Below are 15,714 nucleotides of genomic sequence, written 5' to 3'. Positions count from 1 at the left end.
ACCGGGTGGGCCTTTCTGCATTTCCGGGATATGTGCCGGCCGTCTGGCTGCATGAACTGGCGGTGGATGCAAGGTTAATCGCAGTGTCGTTACTTTTCCGTTATTCATGGTCGCGAACCGAGGGCCGTGGGGACGCATCGCACCTTGTGACAGGGACGAAGCGTGGAGCGGGGGAGATCGGAATGCGACGCAAGATGGCGCTGGTGGCGGGGATCGTCGGGCTGATGGTGGCCGGCGGTTGCAGCAGCGGGCCGGAACGGGTGAATGGAGCGGCCAAACCGGCCGGAGCAGTCGAGAGCACGACCGCGGCGCCGAGTCCCACGCCCTCGGTGGTAACAACTTCGCCGTCGGCTCGGGCGGGACTGGGGGAGTCGGCTGAGCCGTCGACGTCCGAGTCCAGCACGCCCAAGGCCTCGAAGTCGTCGGGTTCGGGTGGCGGGAAGCTGGTTCTCGGGCCGAACGGGCTCGGGGCGCTCAAGCTCGGCATGTCGATGAGTGCGGCCCTGAAGACGGGACTGCTCGTCGGGGACGGGGAGCCCACCACCCAGGGATGCAACACCGACTACCAGCCGAAGGCCGCCGGTAGTGCACGGGCGCCGGTGTTCTTCAACCAGGGGGACGGGCTGGGCCTGGTCTCGTTCACCGCCTATCCGGGGGTGGCCACGCCGGAGGGGATCAAGCTGGGCAGTTCGGCGGCCGCGGTGGGGCGGGCCTACCCGTCCGCCAAGAACATGACCGGGCCGGAGGCCGACGGGCGCTGGTATGCGCCGGTGCCGGGTAACAGTGAGGCCCGGTACAACATCACGCTCACCGGTGGCAAGGTCACCCACTTCAACCTGCAGTTGAATCGTCAGGGCTGCTACGAGTAGATCGTGCTGAACACTGTGAAGGCCACGGAATCCGGACGGGAACCGTGGCCTTCTTGCGTTTGCGGGATTACTCCGCCTCAGGAATCGAGGGCCGCCAGCGGCGAAGCCGGGGACATGGTGGTGCGGTTGTGGGAGGAGTAGGCATACCGAAATCAGGATCTGGTTTGAATTGCACTTCGTAGTTCGCGCATCAACGGGGCCGCTTCGGTTTCCGGGCGGTCGGCGAACATCGCCAGAGCCAGACTTCCGTGGTCGGCCCAGCCGCAGACCGAGAGGTCGCCGTCGGCGGATTTCACCACGCCGCATTTCATCGTGCCGCCGAAATCGCCGGCCTCGACCTCCTTGAGATCGGCCACCTTGCTCTGATCGTCGTTGACCAGGGTGAACGCCGAATCCAGGTCGCTCTCGGGAGACCACAAGAGCGTGGTGCCGCCGAAGAAGAGGACCGATTTGCCGTCGGTCGCCTTGTAGACCGCGCCGACCGCCTTGTCCATGGTGATCTCGGCGGACAGAGCGGTCTGCAGGTAGTCGGCGGTGGCGGTGGCCTCCTCGCTGTCGTCGAGGGTGAGCGCGCCGATCGCCGAGGGCGTGGACAGGGTGGTGTGGCGCTGCGAATTAACCTTCCACCCGAACCAACCGACCGTGCCGGCACCGGCCAGAGCCACCGCGAGCAGGGAACTCAGGACGATGGTGCGGGCCTTGCGGCTCTGCGGCGACGCGGCCGGAGCGGGATCGGAGTCGTCGGTGAGCCGGAACGCGGAGTTGCCGTCATCCGCGGTGATCTCGAACGGGACGTCACCGGTGGAAGAGGGTGTCTGCTGGCCGTGGTCCGACATCAGGTGAGCCTATCTCGCGGCGTTCGCGGGCATGGGGAGCGCTGTGGACAACGATCCGCGGGGTGAGTTATCCACAGGGAAGGAGGTGCGATTTTTGTGCGGCCACCGACGCTTCGTATTCTTGTCGAGTGACCGATGAGACCAAACCCCGTACCCCCGACAGCCGGCCCACCGGTGGCCTCTCCGCGCAGTACCAGCCGGGCGAGGTAGAGCAGCGGCGGTACGAGCGGTGGGTATCGGAGGGTTACTTCACCCCGGACCCGAAGAGTGACAAGCCGCCGTTCACGATCGTGATCCCGCCGCCGAACGTGACCGGCTCGCTGCACGTGGGGCACGCCCTCGACCACACCATCCAGGACGTCCTGGTCCGGCTCAAGCGGCTGCAGGGCTTCGAGGTGCTGTGGCTGCCGGGCATGGACCACGCCGGCATCGCCACCCAGAATGTGGTGGAGCGGCAGCTCGCCGTCCAGCAGCTGTCCCGGCACGACCTGGGCCGGGAGAAGTTCGTCGAGAAGGTCTGGGAGTGGAAGGCCGAGTCCGGCGGCGCGATCCTGGCGCAGATGAAGCGGCTCGGTGACTCCGTCGACTGGACGCGCGAGCGTTTCACCATGGACGAGGGCCTGTCCCGCGCGGTGCAGACGATCTTCAAGCGGCTGTACGACGACGGCCTGATCTACCGCGCGAACCGGATCATCAACTGGTGCCCGCGCTGCCTCACCGCGCTCAGCGACATCGAGGTCGAGCACACCGACGACGAGGGTGAGCTGGTCTCGATCCGGTACGGCGAGGGCGCGAACGCGATCGTCGTCGCCACCACGCGTGCCGAGACGATGCTCGGTGACACCGCGGTGGCCGTGCACCCCGACGACGAGCGCTATAAGCACCTGGTCGGCACCGAGGTGGAGCTGCCGCTGACCGGGCGGCGCATCCCGATCGTGGCGGACGAGCACGTCGACCCGTCGTTCGGCACCGGCGCGGTCAAGGTGACCCCGGCGCACGACCCGAACGACTTCGAGATCGGCCAGCGGCACAACCTGCCCAGTCTGGCCGTCATGGACGAGCGCGCGGTCATCACGGTGCCCGGCCCGTTCGAGGGCCTGGACCGTTACGAGGCCCGCCCGGCGATCGTCGCCGCCCTGCGTGAGGAGGGCCGGATCGTCGCCGAGAAGCGGCCTTACCTGCACTCGGTCGGCCACTGCTCGCGGTGCAAGACGACGGTGGAGCCGCGGCTGTCGCTGCAGTGGTTCGTCAACACCACGCCGCTCGCCAAGGCGGCCGGTGACGCGGTCCGTGACGGCCGGGTGAAGATCGAGCCGGCCGAGCTGTCGAAGCGGTATTTCGCCTGGGTCGACAACATGCACGACTGGTGCATCTCGCGGCAGCTGTGGTGGGGCCACCGGATCCCGGTCTGGTACGGGCCCGAGGGGCAGATCGTCTGTGTCGGCCCCGACGAGCAGCCGCCGACCGGTGAGGGCTGGCACCAGGACGAGGACGTCCTCGACACCTGGTTCTCCTCCGGGCTGTGGCCGTTCTCGACGCTGGGCTGGCCGGAGCAGACCGCCGAGCTGGAGAAGTTCTACCCGACCAGTGTGCTGGTGACCGGCTACGACATCCTGTTCTTCTGGGTCGCCCGGATGATGATGTTCGGGTTGTACGCGATGGACGGCAAGCAGCCGTTCGACGTGATCAACCTGCACGGCATGGTGCGTGACCAGTTCGGCAAGAAGATGTCGAAGTCGTTCGGCAACGTCGTCGACCCCCTCGACTGGATCGAGCGGTACGGCGCGGACGCCACCCGGTTCACGCTGGCCCGCGGCGCCAACCCCGGCTCCGACGTGCCGATCAGCGAGGAGTGGTGCCAGGGGTCGCGCAACTTCTGCAACAAGTTGTGGAACGCCACACGGTTCGCGATGATGAACGGCGCCACCGTGACCGGCGAGTTGCCCGCCTCCGCGGACCTGTCCGCCATCGACAAGTGGATCCTGTCCCGCCTGCAGCACGTGACAGCCGAGGTCGACGGCTACTTCGCGACGTACGAGTACGCCAAGGTCTGTGACGCGCTCTACCACTTCGCGTGGGACGACGTGTGTGACTGGTACCTGGAGCTGAGCAAGCCGGTGCTGGCCGGCTCGGACAGCGCGGCCGAGAACAGCCGCCGGGTCCTCGGGCACGTGCTCGACCAGCTGCTGCGCCTGCTGCACCCGGTCATCCCGTTCGTCACCGAGGAGCTGTGGATCGCCCTCACCGGCGGCGAGACCGTGATGAAGTCGTCCTGGCCGGTGGTCGACCAGGCGCTCATCGACGACGCCGCCGAGGAGGAGCTGGCCGCCCTGCAGAAGGTGGTCACCGAGGTCCGCCGGTTCCGTTCCGACCAGGGCCTCAAGCCGGGCCAGCGGGTGACCGCCGCGCTCACCGGCCTGGGCAACGTCGGCATCAGCGTGCACGAGCCGCTGATCCGGTCGCTGGCCCGGCTCGTCACGCCCGGCGCCGACTTCACCACCACCGCCACCCTCGCGGTGACCGGTGGCATCACCGTCGACCTGGACACCCGCGGCACCATCGACGTCGCGGCCGAACGGGCCCGGCTGGAGAAGGACAAGGCCGCCGCCGAGAAGGAGGCCACCCAGTGCCGGGCCAAGCTCGGTAACGAGTCCTTCGTCGGCAAGGCCCCGGAACAGGTGGTTGCGAAGATCAAGGACCGGCTGGCCGCCGCGGAAGCGGATCTGGTCCGGATCGCCGCCGCTCTCGACGCACTGCCGACAGCATGAGCAGCGAATACGAAGAGGTCGAGGCCGCGCTGAACAAGCGCGGTTTCACCCGCATGGTCTTCGACATGCAGAAGATCCGGGATCTGATGGACGTGCTCGGCACCCCGCAGCGGGCCTACCCGGCCGTCCACCTGACCGGGACCAACGGCAAGACCAGCACGGCCCGGATGATCGACTCACTGCTGCGGGCACACGGGCTGCACACCGGGCGGTACACCAGCCCGCACCTGGAGACGGTTCGGGAACGGATCAGCCTCGACGGTGAGCCGGTGTCCGAGGAGCAGATGGTCAGCACGTACAACGAGATCGCTCCGCTGGCCGATCTGATCGACGCGCGCAACGCCGAGCCGCTGACCTACTTCGACATGACGACGGCCATGGCGTACGCGGCATTCGCCGACGCGCCGGTGGACATCGCCGTCGTCGAGGTCGGGCTCGGCGGTGAGGAGGACGCCACCAACGTCATCGACGCCGGCGTCTGCGTGCTCACCCCGATCGGCCTCGACCACACCGAGTGGCTCGGCGACACCATCGAGGACATCGCCTGGCACAAGGTCGGCATCATCCACCAGGGCGCCACCGTGATCACCGCGCTGCAGGACGAGGACGCCATGCGGCCGATCCTGGAACGCTGCGCCGACATGGGCGCCACCCTGGCTCGTGAGGGCCGGGAGTTCGGGGTGGTCGAGCGGGTCCAGGCGGTCGGTGGGCAGGTGCTCACCCTGCAAGGCCTGGGCGGGGTGTACGACGAGGTCTTCCTGCCGCTGTTCGGTGCCCACCAGGCGCAGAACGCCGTACTCGCGCTCGCCGCCGTCGAGGCGTTCCTCGGCGCCGGGCCCGAGCGGAAACTGGAGATCGACCTGATCCGGGAAGGGTTCGCCGCGTCCGATTCGCCGGGCCGGCTGGAACGGGTCCGCAGCGCCCCGGCCATCCTGCTCGACGGCGCGCACAACCCGCACGGCATGGCCGCCACCGTCACCGCGCTGGAGGAGGAGTTCAGCTTCCGGCACCTGGTGGCCGTCATCTCGGTCCTCGGCGACAAGGACGTCACCGGGCTGCTCGACCTGCTCGAACCGGCCGTCGCCCGGATCGTCGTCACCCAGAACAGCTCGCCGCGGTCGATGCCCGCCGACGAGCTGGGCCAGCTTGCGATCGCGGTCTTCGGCGAGGACCGGGTCACCGTCAAGAACACCATGCCCGACGCCATCGCCGAGGCGGTCTACCTCGCCGAAGACGACGCGTCCGGTGAGCTGAGCGGGGTCGGGGTGCTGATCACCGGGTCGGTGGTGACCGTCGCCGACGCACGGAAGCTGCTCAAGCGATGACCGAGCAGAAACCTTCCGGGCTCAAGAACCCCGTTGCTGCGGTACGGGGTCTGGGCGCGGCCACTCTCGGGTTCGAAGTGATCGTGCTGCTGTTGATGATCGCGCCGTTGAAGATGCTCGCCGGGGCGGACAGCGGCACGCCGATCATCGCGGTTCTGGTGCTGGCCGTGGTGGCGGCGCTGCTCACCGGGATGATGAAGCGGGACTGGGCCTGGCATGCCGGCAGCGGTGTTCAGGTGTTGCTGCTCGCCGGTGGGTTTCTGCACTGGACGCTTGCCGCGGTCGGGGTGATCTTCGGGCTGGCGTGGGTTTATGCACTGCACGTTCGGCGGAGCATTCTCGGCTGAACTTTTGGCGGGGCTCTTCGGGGCTCCCGGAGCTTTTAGGTTTTCGGGGCTTCGGGGCTTTGGGGGCGGCTTTTACGGCCGCCCCCTTCTGCTATTGAATGGCCCGCCACTGGGTGATGGCGATGTTGTGGTTGTCCGGGTCTCGGAACGTCGCCGACCATAGTTCCAGGCGGTCGCCGCGGTTCACCGGGCGTGGGGAGTGGACGAACTTGACGCCCTTGTCGCGTAGCTCGGCGTGTACCGCCTCGATGTCGCCCACCTCCAGGTTCAGGTAGATCAGGCGGCCCGCTTCGGCTGTCAGGTTGTGCACCGTCCGCAACACCAGGCGGGTGTCGCCGGACGCCAGCACCGCACTGCCGTCGCCGTTGTCGATCTCGTGGAAACCGAGGATGTCACGGTAGAAGCGGGTCGACCGGTCCAGTTCGGTGACCAGGACGGTGATCCCTACGCCGTGGATCGCGCCGGCCGGGCCCGGGCGTGCGCTCGGGTAGGCGGTGATCACGTCGCCGGCGTGTTCGTCGGGCTCTCGGCGGCTGAAATCGCCCCACGGGCCGCTGCTCTGGGCTGGTTGCGGCTCGTCGACGTCTTCCAGGTGGGTGGTTGCGAAGGCCTCGGGGGAGACGGCGGCGCGGCCTACCGCTATGCCGAGGATGCCGTCGCGCAGTGCTGACGGCTGCGGCATTCTCGGGAGTTGCTCGGAGGCGGCCGGCTTTTCGGGCGCGGGGTCGTTCCGATCGCGGTCTTGGTCACGGTCCGGGGTTCGTGCCGGGGAGCTGATCGACTCGCTGGGGATCCGGCCCTGAGGCTGAGCCTCGGCTTGCTGCTGGTCTTGATGCCGGTCCTGGCTCTGGTACCGGTCTTCGTCCTGGCTCTGGTACCGGTCTTCGTCCTGGCTCTGGTACCGGTCTTCGTCCCGGTTCCGGTCCCGGTCTTTGTCCTGGTTCCGGTCCCGGTCTTTGTCCTGGTTCCGGACCTCGTCCCGGTTCCGGTCTTCGCCCGCGTCCTGGTTTTGGGGCTGGTCCTGGGCTTGGCCTTGGTTCTGGGCTTGGCCTTCCGCTGGGGCGGGGGCCGGCTGCCGGACGCTTACGAAAGGTAGATCGCCGCCGATCGGGAAGTCTCGGTCGAGCGGGATGTCGATCTGGTCCGGGCCCGGCTTGTCATCTTCGTCGGTGATCCATACCTGGTCCTTGGCCCGGGGGCGGTCGGTGATTCCTGCTTGGTCCTCGGCCCTGGGGCGATCGGTGATTCCTGCCTGGTCCTTCGCTCGGGGGCGGTCGGTGGGCTCGGGCCAGGGCTGATCGGCTCGCGGTGCGGTGGGTGACGGGGCGCTCGGGAACGGCCTGTCCGGTACCGGCGCGGCCGGCGGCTGGCCGACCGGCGTCGGGGTCGCCGACGGGGTGCGATCGGGTTGGGGCTCGGGCCGAACCGATGCGGGAGTCGGTTCCGGACGGGTCGTGGTGAAGGCACCCGGCGGGGAGCCCTGCGGGAAGCCGGTTGATGGCCGGGGTTCGCTCTCCGGCCGTGTTGTGCTCTCCCGGCGACCTTGCTCGTGCTGGCGCGGTTCGTTGTCCTGGAAGGCCGTGCCGCGCGGGGCCGTCCCACTGTCCTGGTAGGCCGTGCTGTGCTGGTCCGTCTCGCCGTCCTGGTAGGCCCTGCTGTGCTGGTCCGTCTCGCTGTTCCGGTCGGTTGTGCCGCGCGGGGCCGCCCCGCTGTCCCGGTGCGGCTCGCCACCCTGGTAGGTCGTGCTGTTCGGGTGGGTTCCCCCAAGCAGGCGCGACTCGCTTTCCTGGTGTGACTCGGTTTCCTGCTGTAGCTCGTCGCCCGGCTGCATGAAGAAGCGGGTGCGGCTGCCCAGCGGGCGGGCGTCCACGTTCGGCGGGACCGGAGCTGAGCCGTGGGCTGTGGGCGTGGTCCGCGCGGTGGGCGGAGACCAAGGGGACTCGGCGTGGGTTGCCGTAGGCCCGGTGGGTGATGGGACCGGGCCGCGGGTTGACGGTGACTCCGGCTGGGCGGTCGCCGAGGGCGGAACCGAACGCGTCGGCTCTGGCTGGGCGGCCTCCGAGGGCGGAACCGAACGCATCGGCTCAGCCTGGGCGGCCGCCGAGGGCGAGGGCTTGTGTCCGGGCTCGGCCCGCGAGGTTTCCGAGGGCGAGACCGAACGCATCGGCTCCGACTGGGAGGTCTCCGACTGGGGGGCGTCTGGGGGCGGGGGCTGGTGTGCTGGCTCGGCTTGCGTGGTTCCTGCGGCTGAGGCTCGGGTTGTTGGCTCCGGCTGGGTGGTGGCCTCTGCCGGTGGGGTCTGGGGGGACTGCTCCGGCTGCGTTGTGTCCCAGGGGGCGGACTGGCGCGTTGGGGTGGGGTCTGTGGTGTCCCGGGGCTGGGGCTGGCGTGGGGGCCGGGGAGCCAGACGTTCGGGGACCGGTGGGGCCCAGCGTTCGTCCTCTCGGGCCGGGCGTGGAGACGGGGCCGGGCGAGGGGACGGAGGTGAGGGCGGGGCGCTTCGAGCTGGGCGGGACCACGCCTGCTGGTCCCGAGTGTCTCGGGGATCCCGGGTGTCTTGGGAATTCCGGGTGTCTTGGGAATTCCGGGGGTCTCGGGGATCCCGGGCGTCCTGAGAACTCCGCGGGTCCTGGGGATCCCGGGGGTCTTGGGGATCCCGGGCGTCCTGAGAACTCCGGGGGTCTTGGGGATCCCGGGGGTCTTGAGGACCCCAGGGGCCTTGGGGGTTCCGGGCGTCCTGGGAATCCCGGAAGTCGCGGGACTGGGAGGACTGCAGGCGGGTGGAGCGGGTCGGCGGTGGGGGCGGCGGGGCCGCGTGGCTTGGCCTTGCCGTCGGTGGTGGGGGCGGGGTGGGCAAACTGGCCGGGCGGGCTACCGGGGCAGGGGGCGGGATCTCGCCGAACGGTCGGGGGGAACGGGCCGCGGGAGAAACCGGATCGGTCGGGCCGGTGGATCGGGGGCGGCGGAAGCCCTCGGACTGGGTGGTTTCTGCATCCTGGGTTCGGCGCGACGGATCGGCGTCGGTGGTCCGACGCGAAGTCGCTGCGGGGGACACCGGCCTGACGGACTCGGCGCGCGCACCGGAATCCGTGGCGCGGGTCTCCGGACGGTCCCGGCCTTCTCGGCCTTCCCTGGACTCTCGGCCTTCCCTGGACTCTCGGCCTTCCCTGGACTCCCGGAGTTCCCGGCCTTCCCTGCCCTCCCAGGACTCTCGGCCTTCCCTGCCATGCCGTTCTTCACGGTCTTCTCGGGTTTGCGAGGTGGAGGGGGCGGAACCCATCGGGATCACGATGTCTGGACCGATGGGCCTGGCGGGTTGCGTCTGGTCGCTGTGCTCACCGGGCCGCGAGGGTCCATTGGTTTCCGTGTGCTGCGCCGGGCCGTTGGTCTCTGTGTGCTGCGCCGGGCCGTCGGTCTCCAGGCGCTGCGCCGGGCCGTTGGTCTCTAGGCGCTGCGGCCGGGCGCTTGGCTCGGTGGGCTGGGACGGGTCGCTGGATTCGGTGCGCTGGGACTCGTCGGCGGTGGCGGACTGCCAGGACGTGTCGGTGAAATGGGCGCGGTGGGGGCCGGCTTTCGACTCGGTTCGCTGAGCCGGAGCCGGAGCCGGAGCGGATTGGGTGGATGTTGTGGACGTCGTTGCTGGTGGGTCGTCCAAGTCCAAGTCGATGGCTGTGTCGGCTTCGGACGGGGGGCGCTGGGTGGGTGGGGTTGTTGTCTGGGGCTTGGCCGTTGGCTCGGAGGTGGTCACCGTGCCGGCGCTGGCGGGGGAATGAGCTGTGGTGGGTTCGGAGGGGATACCGGCGGTGGCTGGGGAATGGGCTGTGGTGGGCTCGGGGGGCGTACCGGCGGAAGGGGTTTGGGTTGGGGTTGGGGCCGGCCTTTTTCGTGGGCTCGGGCGGGTGCCTGTCGGGCGGGGTTGGGGGCCGGACCAGGTTGCGCGCGCTGTTGCCTGGCCGGAAGGTGGGGAACCTGCGGACGAGGGTGGGGAATCGCTTGTTGTCGATGTGAACGGGGATTCTGACGGGACCGCGCTCCAGGCGTCCGGCGTGGCGGGGGGTGCGGAGCGGGTCGGGGTGATGCGTGGTTCGTCCGCTACCGGGCGGGAGCTGGCCACCGGATGGGGGTCGGCCACCGGATGGGGGTCGGCCACCGGGCGGGGGTCGGCCACCGGGTGGGGGTCTGCGAACGGGTGATCGTCCGGGTCTCGGGACGGCCTGGTGGAAGGTCCGGTGGCTCGGGACGGAGCTGACCAGGGCGGTTCGTCTTCGCCGGGTCGTTCGGGGAACAGGTCGTCGTCCGGATTTGACGTGCGTGTGGATCGGGCGGCGTGTGGTTCCTCGTTCAGGTTCGGCGTGGGGGTCGGCCGTGGCGGGTGCGGGGTGTCGTCCGGGTCCGGGATTCCGGCTGTCCGGGCGTGGTGGCGGTCGTCGTCCCGGGAGGAATCGGCGGCGAACAGGTCGTCTGCCAGGTCCGGGGTGCGCGTGGAGTCGGCTGCGTCCGGGTCGCGGCGGGTGAGGAGGTCGTCCTCGAAATCGCGGTCGGTGCGCCGGTCGTCCCGGGTGCCGGCCGGCCGCGCGGTGCGCGGGTCGTCGAGGTCGACTGCCGTGTGTGCTGTGTGCAGGTCCTCGTCGAGGCTGCCGGGCCTGCGAGTGGTGTGCAGGTCGTCGTCCAGGTCACGGGGCGGGTGGGGGGTGCGTAGGTCGTCGTCCAGGGGAGTGGGGGGCGGGTCGAAGCGGTGTGCGCTTCCGGCCCGGCGGGGGAGTGGGGGTGGCTCCTCCTCGGTGTCCACCACCTGGCCTTCGACTATGGTCCCGGCGGGGGTGTCCCGGACCACCACCGGCGTGGCCGTGCGGCGGGCGTAAGTGGTGGCGGTGCCGCCGCCTCTCGACGGGGACACGCCGTCGCCGTCGGCGTCCCAGTCGTGGCGGCCCTCCCACGGGGCCGGGTCGACCCGGCCCAGCAGCTCGTCGTCCAGGTCGCCGGCGTCGGAGCGGGTGGTGGGCTGCGGCGGCGGGGGCGGGTCCTCGCCCAGACGCCTCGCCGGAGCGTCCTTCCAACTGACCCGCACCCGGCGGGTGTCGTCGACGTCCACGGTGATCGGCACGGTGGTGCCGGGCAGCGGCCACTTCTCCACCGGCACCCGGGACTCGCGGACCATCGTCTCGAAGGCGCCCAGCCCGGGAGCGACCACCACCAGCTCGATGGTGGCACGGCCGTAGGCGCCGGCGGCCGGCGGTGGCGTGATCGAGTTGACCTCGGCGGTGCCGGCCACGGTGGCGCGGCCGCCGCGGCGTGACACGTTCATGAAGGCGACGCCCACGGACAGGCCGAGCACGGCCAAACCGAATATGGCGACCGGAAAACTCGCCATACCCAGTCCGAAAACGATCACGAAGCACGCCAGCGTAGCCATGATCGCCGACACCAGTTTGCGTGCCGGAGCGATGGGCCGGCCGGTCTGGTTCGCCACTGTGGACCTCCCGGTAGTCCCCGTCAGGTTATGGCCACGCGGTGTGTCCGCGAAAGTGCGCCGGTCCCGACATCGCTGCTCGCGCCGTTCGCGGTACCGATAGGCTGAACTCCGCGTGTCGACCTGACCTTGCAACGGAGGAACCACGTGTCCAGCACCACCGAGCGTTCGCTCGTCCTCATCAAGCCTGACGCGGTCCGCCGCGGACTGCTCGGCGAGATCCTGTCCCGTTTCGAGCGTAAAGGCCTGATCGTCGAGGCGCTGGAGTTGCGCACGATGGACGGCGCCCTGGCCGACGCGCACTACGCCGAGCACGTCGAGCGGGATTTCTACCCGCCCTTGAAGGATTTCATGACGAGCGGCCCGCTCGCGGCGCTGGTGCTGTCCGGTGACTCGGTCATCGAGGTGGTCCGGGCCATGATCGGCTCCACCGACGGCCGCAAGGCGGCGGCCGGCACGATCCGGGGTGACCTGGCTCTCTCCAACCGGGAGAACCTGGTGCACGCCTCCGACTCGCCGGAGAGCGCCGAGCGCGAGCTGGCCCTCTGGTTCCCCAAGATCTGACACTCGAAAAGGCGCCCGGTCACCTGAGAAAAGGTGACCGGGCGCCTTTTTGCAGCGTGTCGGGGCTCGCCCGGAGCGGGGCACGCCGACGCCGTCTCCGCGCGGGCGTAATGCGGATGAGGGAATGGGAGGGCGGCCGGTATCGTTGTGGGCACGCAGGCTTTGAACCGGCCATCACCGGGGAGCCTCCGGAAGAACGAGCGAGAGCTCCAGTAGAACCGGGCGGACACCGGACCGCGCAGATCATCCGGCGAATGAGCGGGCGGGTCGCCACGAACCGTCAAGCGAGGTGGTACCGCGGGCCGAGACCGGCTCGTCCTCGCAGTCACGTCATGTGAACTGCTCGAGGGGACTACCAGAATGGCCTATCCGAAACACTCCGACGCCACCGGCGTACCGGCAAGCCCTGATCTTCCCGGGGTTGAACGTGCGGTCCTGGAGCACTGGGCCGCGGACAAGACCTTCGAGGCGTCCGTCGATCAGCGCCCGGCCGGGGAGAACGGCGCCAACGAGTACGTCTTCTACGACGGCCCGCCGTTCGCCAACGGTCTGCCGCACTACGGGCACCTTTTCACCGGGTACGTGAAGGACCTGGTCCCGCGCTACCAGGCGATGCGCGGCAAGCACGTGGAACGCCGGTTCGGCTGGGACACCCACGGCATGCCGGCCGAGGTGGAGACCGAGAAGCAGCTCGGCATCACCAGCAAGGCGCAGATCGTCGACCTGGGCATCGAGAAGTTCAACGAGGCCTGCCGGGCGTCGGTGCTCGCCTACACCAAGGACTGGGAGAAGTACGTCACCCGGCAGGCGCGGTGGGTGGACTTCGAGAACGACTACAAGACCCTCGACCCGGCGTACATGGAATCGGTCATGTGGGCCTTCAAGACCCTGCACGAGAAGGGTCTGGTCTACGAGGGCTTCCGGGTGCTCGCCTACTGCTGGCGTTGTGAGACGCCGCTGTCCAACACCGAGACCCGGATGGACGACGTCTACCGGGACCGCACCGACCCGGCGCTGACCGTGAAGTTCCGCCTGGAGACCGGTGAGGACATCGCGGTGTGGACGACCACGCCGTGGACGCTGCCGTCGAACCTGGCGCTGGCGGTCGGCCCTGACATCGATTATGCCGTTATGTCGGACAAGGATGGACAAAAGCTCCTTCTTGGCGCGAGCCGGCTCCCCGCGTACGCAAAGGAGCTGGAAGGTTTTGAGCAGGTCGGCACCGTGCAGGGGGCTGATCTGGTCGGGAAAAAATACACCCCGCTGTTCGACTTCCTCGTCGAGCCGGCCGGGGAGAACGCCTTCCAGGTCCTCGGCGCCGACTTCGTGACCACCGAGGACGGCACCGGTGTCGTCCACATGGCCCCGGCCTTCGGTGAGGACGACCAGAACGCCTGCAACGCGGCCGGCATCCCGACCGTGGTGACCGTCGACGAGCACACCCGCTTCACCTCGCTGGTCCCGGATTACCAGGGTCTGCAGGTCTTCGACGCGAACAAGCCGGTGATCGCCGCGCTCAAGGGCCGGGGCGTGGTGGTGCGCCACGACGCGTACGTCCACTCCTACCCGCACTGCTGGCGCTGCGACACCCCGCTCGTCTACAAGGCGGTGTCGTCCTGGTTCGTGGCGGTGAGCACGTTCCGGGACCGGATGGTCGAGCTGAACCAGGAGATCAACTGGACGCCCGGCCACATCAAGGACGGCTCGTTCGGCAAGTGGCTGGCCAATGCCCGCGACTGGTCGATCTCCCGTAACCGGTTCTGGGGTTCGCCGATCCCGGTGTGGAAGTCCGACGACCCGCAGTACCCGCGGGTCGACGTCTACGGCTCCTACGAGGACCTGGAGCGTGACTTCGGGGTCAAGGTCACCGACCTGCACCGGCCGTACGTGGACGAGCTGACCCGCCCGAACCCGGACGACCCGACCGGGCAGTCCACCATGCGCCGCGTCCCCGAGGTGCTGGACTGCTGGTTCGAGTCCGGGTCGATGCCGTTCGCCCAGGTGCACTACCCGTTCGAGAACAAGGACTGGTTCGAGGACCACTACCCGGGCGACTTCATCGTCGAGTACATCGGGCAGACCCGCGGCTGGTTCTACACGATGCACGTACTGGCCACCGCGCTGTTCGACCGGCCCGCGTTCCGCAACTGCCTGAGCCACGGCATCCTGCTGGGCGAGGACGGTCGCAAGATGTCCAAGTCGCTGCGGAACTACCCGGACGTCTACCGGGTGTTCGACACGTACGGCTCGGACGCCATGCGCTGGATGCTGATGTCCTCCCCGGTGCTCCGGGGTGGCGACATGCCGGTGACCGAGGTGGCGATCCGCGACTCGGTGCGCCAGGTGCTGCTGCCGCTCTGGAACGTCTGGTACTTCTTCAGCCTTTACGCCAACGCATCCGGCTATGAGGCGAAATTCCGGACAAATTCTACCCATCTGTTGGACCGCTACGTTCTCGCCAAGACCGGTGAGCTGGTGGCGGACGTTCAACGGCAGATGGACGAATACGACATCTCCGGTGCGGCCGCTTCAACAAGGAGCTACCTCGACGCCCTCACCAACTGGTATGTGCGTCGATCGAGGGACCGCTTCTGGGCCGGTGACGAGGACGCCTTCGACACCCTGGCCACCGTGTTGGAGACCCTCACCCGGGTGGTGGCGCCGCTCGCGCCGCTGACCGCCGAGGAGATCTGGCGCGGCCTGACCGGCGGCCGTTCGGTGCACCTGACCGACTGGCCGTCCGCGGAGACGTTCCCGGCCGACCACGACCTGGTCGCCTCGATGGACGCGATCCGGGACGTCGCCTCGGCGGCCCTGTCGCTGCGCAAGGCGAAGGGCCTGCGGGTCCGGCTGCCGCTGGCGAAGCTGACGGTCGCCGCCGAGGCCGGCGACACCGTGCAGAGCCTCGGCGACCTGCTCAAGGACGAGGTCAACGTCAAGGACGTGGTCTTCACCGACGACGTCGCCGCGTACTGCCGGCAGGTCCTGACCGTCGTGCCGCGGGCGCTCGGCCCCCGGGTCGGCAAGCAGGTCCAGCAGGTCATCAAGGCGGTCAAGTCCGGTGACTGGCAGCTCGTCGACGGCGCCCCGGTCGCGGCCGGCATCACCCTCGCCGAGGGGGAGTACGAGCTGAAGCTGGTCGCCTCGGACGTGGAGAACTCCGCGCCGCTGCCGGCCGGCGCCGGTGTCGTGGTCCTGGACACCGCGGTGACCGCCGAACTGGCCACCGAGGGTCTGGCCCGCGACGTGATCCGCGTGGTGCAGCAGGCCCGCCGGGACGCCGACCTGGACGTCAGCGACCGGATCACGCTGGTGCTGTCGGCGCCGGAGACGGTCCGGGCCGCGGTCGAGGCGTACCGGGAGTTCGTCGCGGGTGAGACGCTCGCCACGACAGTGGAGTTCGCCGATCTCGCCGAGGGCTTCACCGGTGAGGTCGGGGACGGCGACCAGGTGACGGTGACGGTCACGGCGGTCTGACGGTCGGCCGGCCCGGATGTCCACCAGGATGTCCGGGCCGGTCGGGCTGCACTAGAAT

At 69.2% G+C, this 15,714-nt stretch carries 11 protein-coding genes; 9 read left to right on the top strand and 2 right to left on the bottom strand.

The features are described 5' to 3' along the window. The first annotated feature begins 182 nt into the window (after positions 1-182). Positions 183-869 (top strand): hypothetical protein, encoded by a 687-nt coding sequence (locus tag Aco03nite_RS48420; RefSeq protein WP_203809213.1) that lies wholly within the window; start codon positions 183-185, stop codon positions 867-869. Positions 870-1,021: 152 nt separating this feature from the next. On the opposite strand, the gene Aco03nite_RS48415 is transcribed toward Aco03nite_RS48420, so the two are convergent. Continuing rightward, complete coding sequence (locus tag Aco03nite_RS48415) at positions 1,022-1,705, bottom strand: hypothetical protein (protein WP_203809211.1); 684 nt, start codon at positions 1,703-1,705, stop codon at positions 1,022-1,024. A 128-nt stretch (positions 1,706-1,833) separates the two neighbouring features. Here Aco03nite_RS48415 and Aco03nite_RS48410 point away from each other — a divergent pair, with 128 nt between their 5' ends. Genes Aco03nite_RS48410 through Aco03nite_RS48400 form a run of 3 tightly spaced genes read left to right on the top strand, consistent with a single transcriptional unit; the run spans position 1,834 to position 6,145 of the window. Continuing rightward, complete coding sequence (locus Aco03nite_RS48410) at positions 1,834-4,473, top strand: valine--tRNA ligase (RefSeq protein WP_203809209.1); 2,640 nt, start codon at positions 1,834-1,836, stop codon at positions 4,471-4,473. Further along, the gene (locus Aco03nite_RS48405; protein ID WP_203809207.1) at positions 4,470-5,798 is read left to right on the top strand and encodes a bifunctional folylpolyglutamate synthase/dihydrofolate synthase; all 1,329 of its coding nucleotides are present in this window, start codon (positions 4,470-4,472) and stop codon (positions 5,796-5,798) included. Before Aco03nite_RS48410 ends, Aco03nite_RS48405 begins: the two co-directional genes overlap by 4 nt. Continuing rightward, positions 5,795-6,145: a DUF4233 domain-containing protein gene (locus Aco03nite_RS48400; RefSeq protein ID WP_203809205.1), complete on the top strand. Its 351-nt coding sequence runs from the start codon at positions 5,795-5,797 to the stop codon at positions 6,143-6,145. Before Aco03nite_RS48405 ends, Aco03nite_RS48400 begins: the two co-directional genes overlap by 4 nt. Before the next feature lie 91 nt (positions 6,146-6,236). Here Aco03nite_RS48400 and Aco03nite_RS48395 read toward each other — a convergent pair whose 3' ends face one another. After that, positions 6,237-6,827, bottom strand: coding sequence for a VOC family protein (locus tag Aco03nite_RS48395; RefSeq protein WP_203809203.1), 591 nt, complete (start codon positions 6,825-6,827; stop codon positions 6,237-6,239). Positions 6,828-6,962: 135 nt separating this feature from the next. Here Aco03nite_RS48395 and Aco03nite_RS48390 point away from each other — a divergent pair, with 135 nt between their 5' ends. From Aco03nite_RS48390 to ileS, 5 genes are all read left to right on the top strand, one after another. Then, positions 6,963-7,241 carry a hypothetical protein gene (locus Aco03nite_RS48390; RefSeq protein ID WP_203809201.1) on the top strand — a complete coding sequence of 93 codons (279 nt, stop codon included), beginning with the start codon at positions 6,963-6,965 and terminating at the stop codon, positions 7,239-7,241. Between the two features lie 3,276 nt (positions 7,242-10,517). Further along, the gene (locus Aco03nite_RS48385) at positions 10,518-10,844 is read left to right on the top strand and encodes a hypothetical protein (protein WP_203809199.1); all 327 of its coding nucleotides are present in this window, start codon (positions 10,518-10,520) and stop codon (positions 10,842-10,844) included. Positions 10,845-11,016: 172 nt separating this feature from the next. Further along, the gene (locus tag Aco03nite_RS48380) at positions 11,017-11,364 is read left to right on the top strand and encodes a hypothetical protein (protein WP_203809197.1); all 348 of its coding nucleotides are present in this window, start codon (positions 11,017-11,019) and stop codon (positions 11,362-11,364) included. A 398-nt stretch (positions 11,365-11,762) separates the two neighbouring features. Next, on the top strand, positions 11,763-12,179 hold the full coding sequence (gene ndk, locus Aco03nite_RS48375; protein ID WP_203809195.1) for a nucleoside-diphosphate kinase: 417 nt from the start codon (positions 11,763-11,765) through the stop codon (positions 12,177-12,179). Positions 12,180-12,539: 360 nt separating this feature from the next. Next, complete coding sequence (gene ileS / locus Aco03nite_RS48370) at positions 12,540-15,656, top strand: isoleucine--tRNA ligase (protein WP_203809193.1); 3,117 nt, start codon at positions 12,540-12,542, stop codon at positions 15,654-15,656. The last annotated feature ends 58 nt before the right edge of the window (positions 15,657-15,714 follow it).

This window comes from Actinoplanes couchii (genome assembly GCF_016862075.1).
GTDB lineage: Bacteria > Actinomycetota > Actinomycetes > Mycobacteriales > Micromonosporaceae > Actinoplanes > Actinoplanes couchii.
The sequence above is the reverse complement of the archived record's forward strand: the minus strand, read 5'-3'. Positions and strand labels throughout refer to the sequence as shown.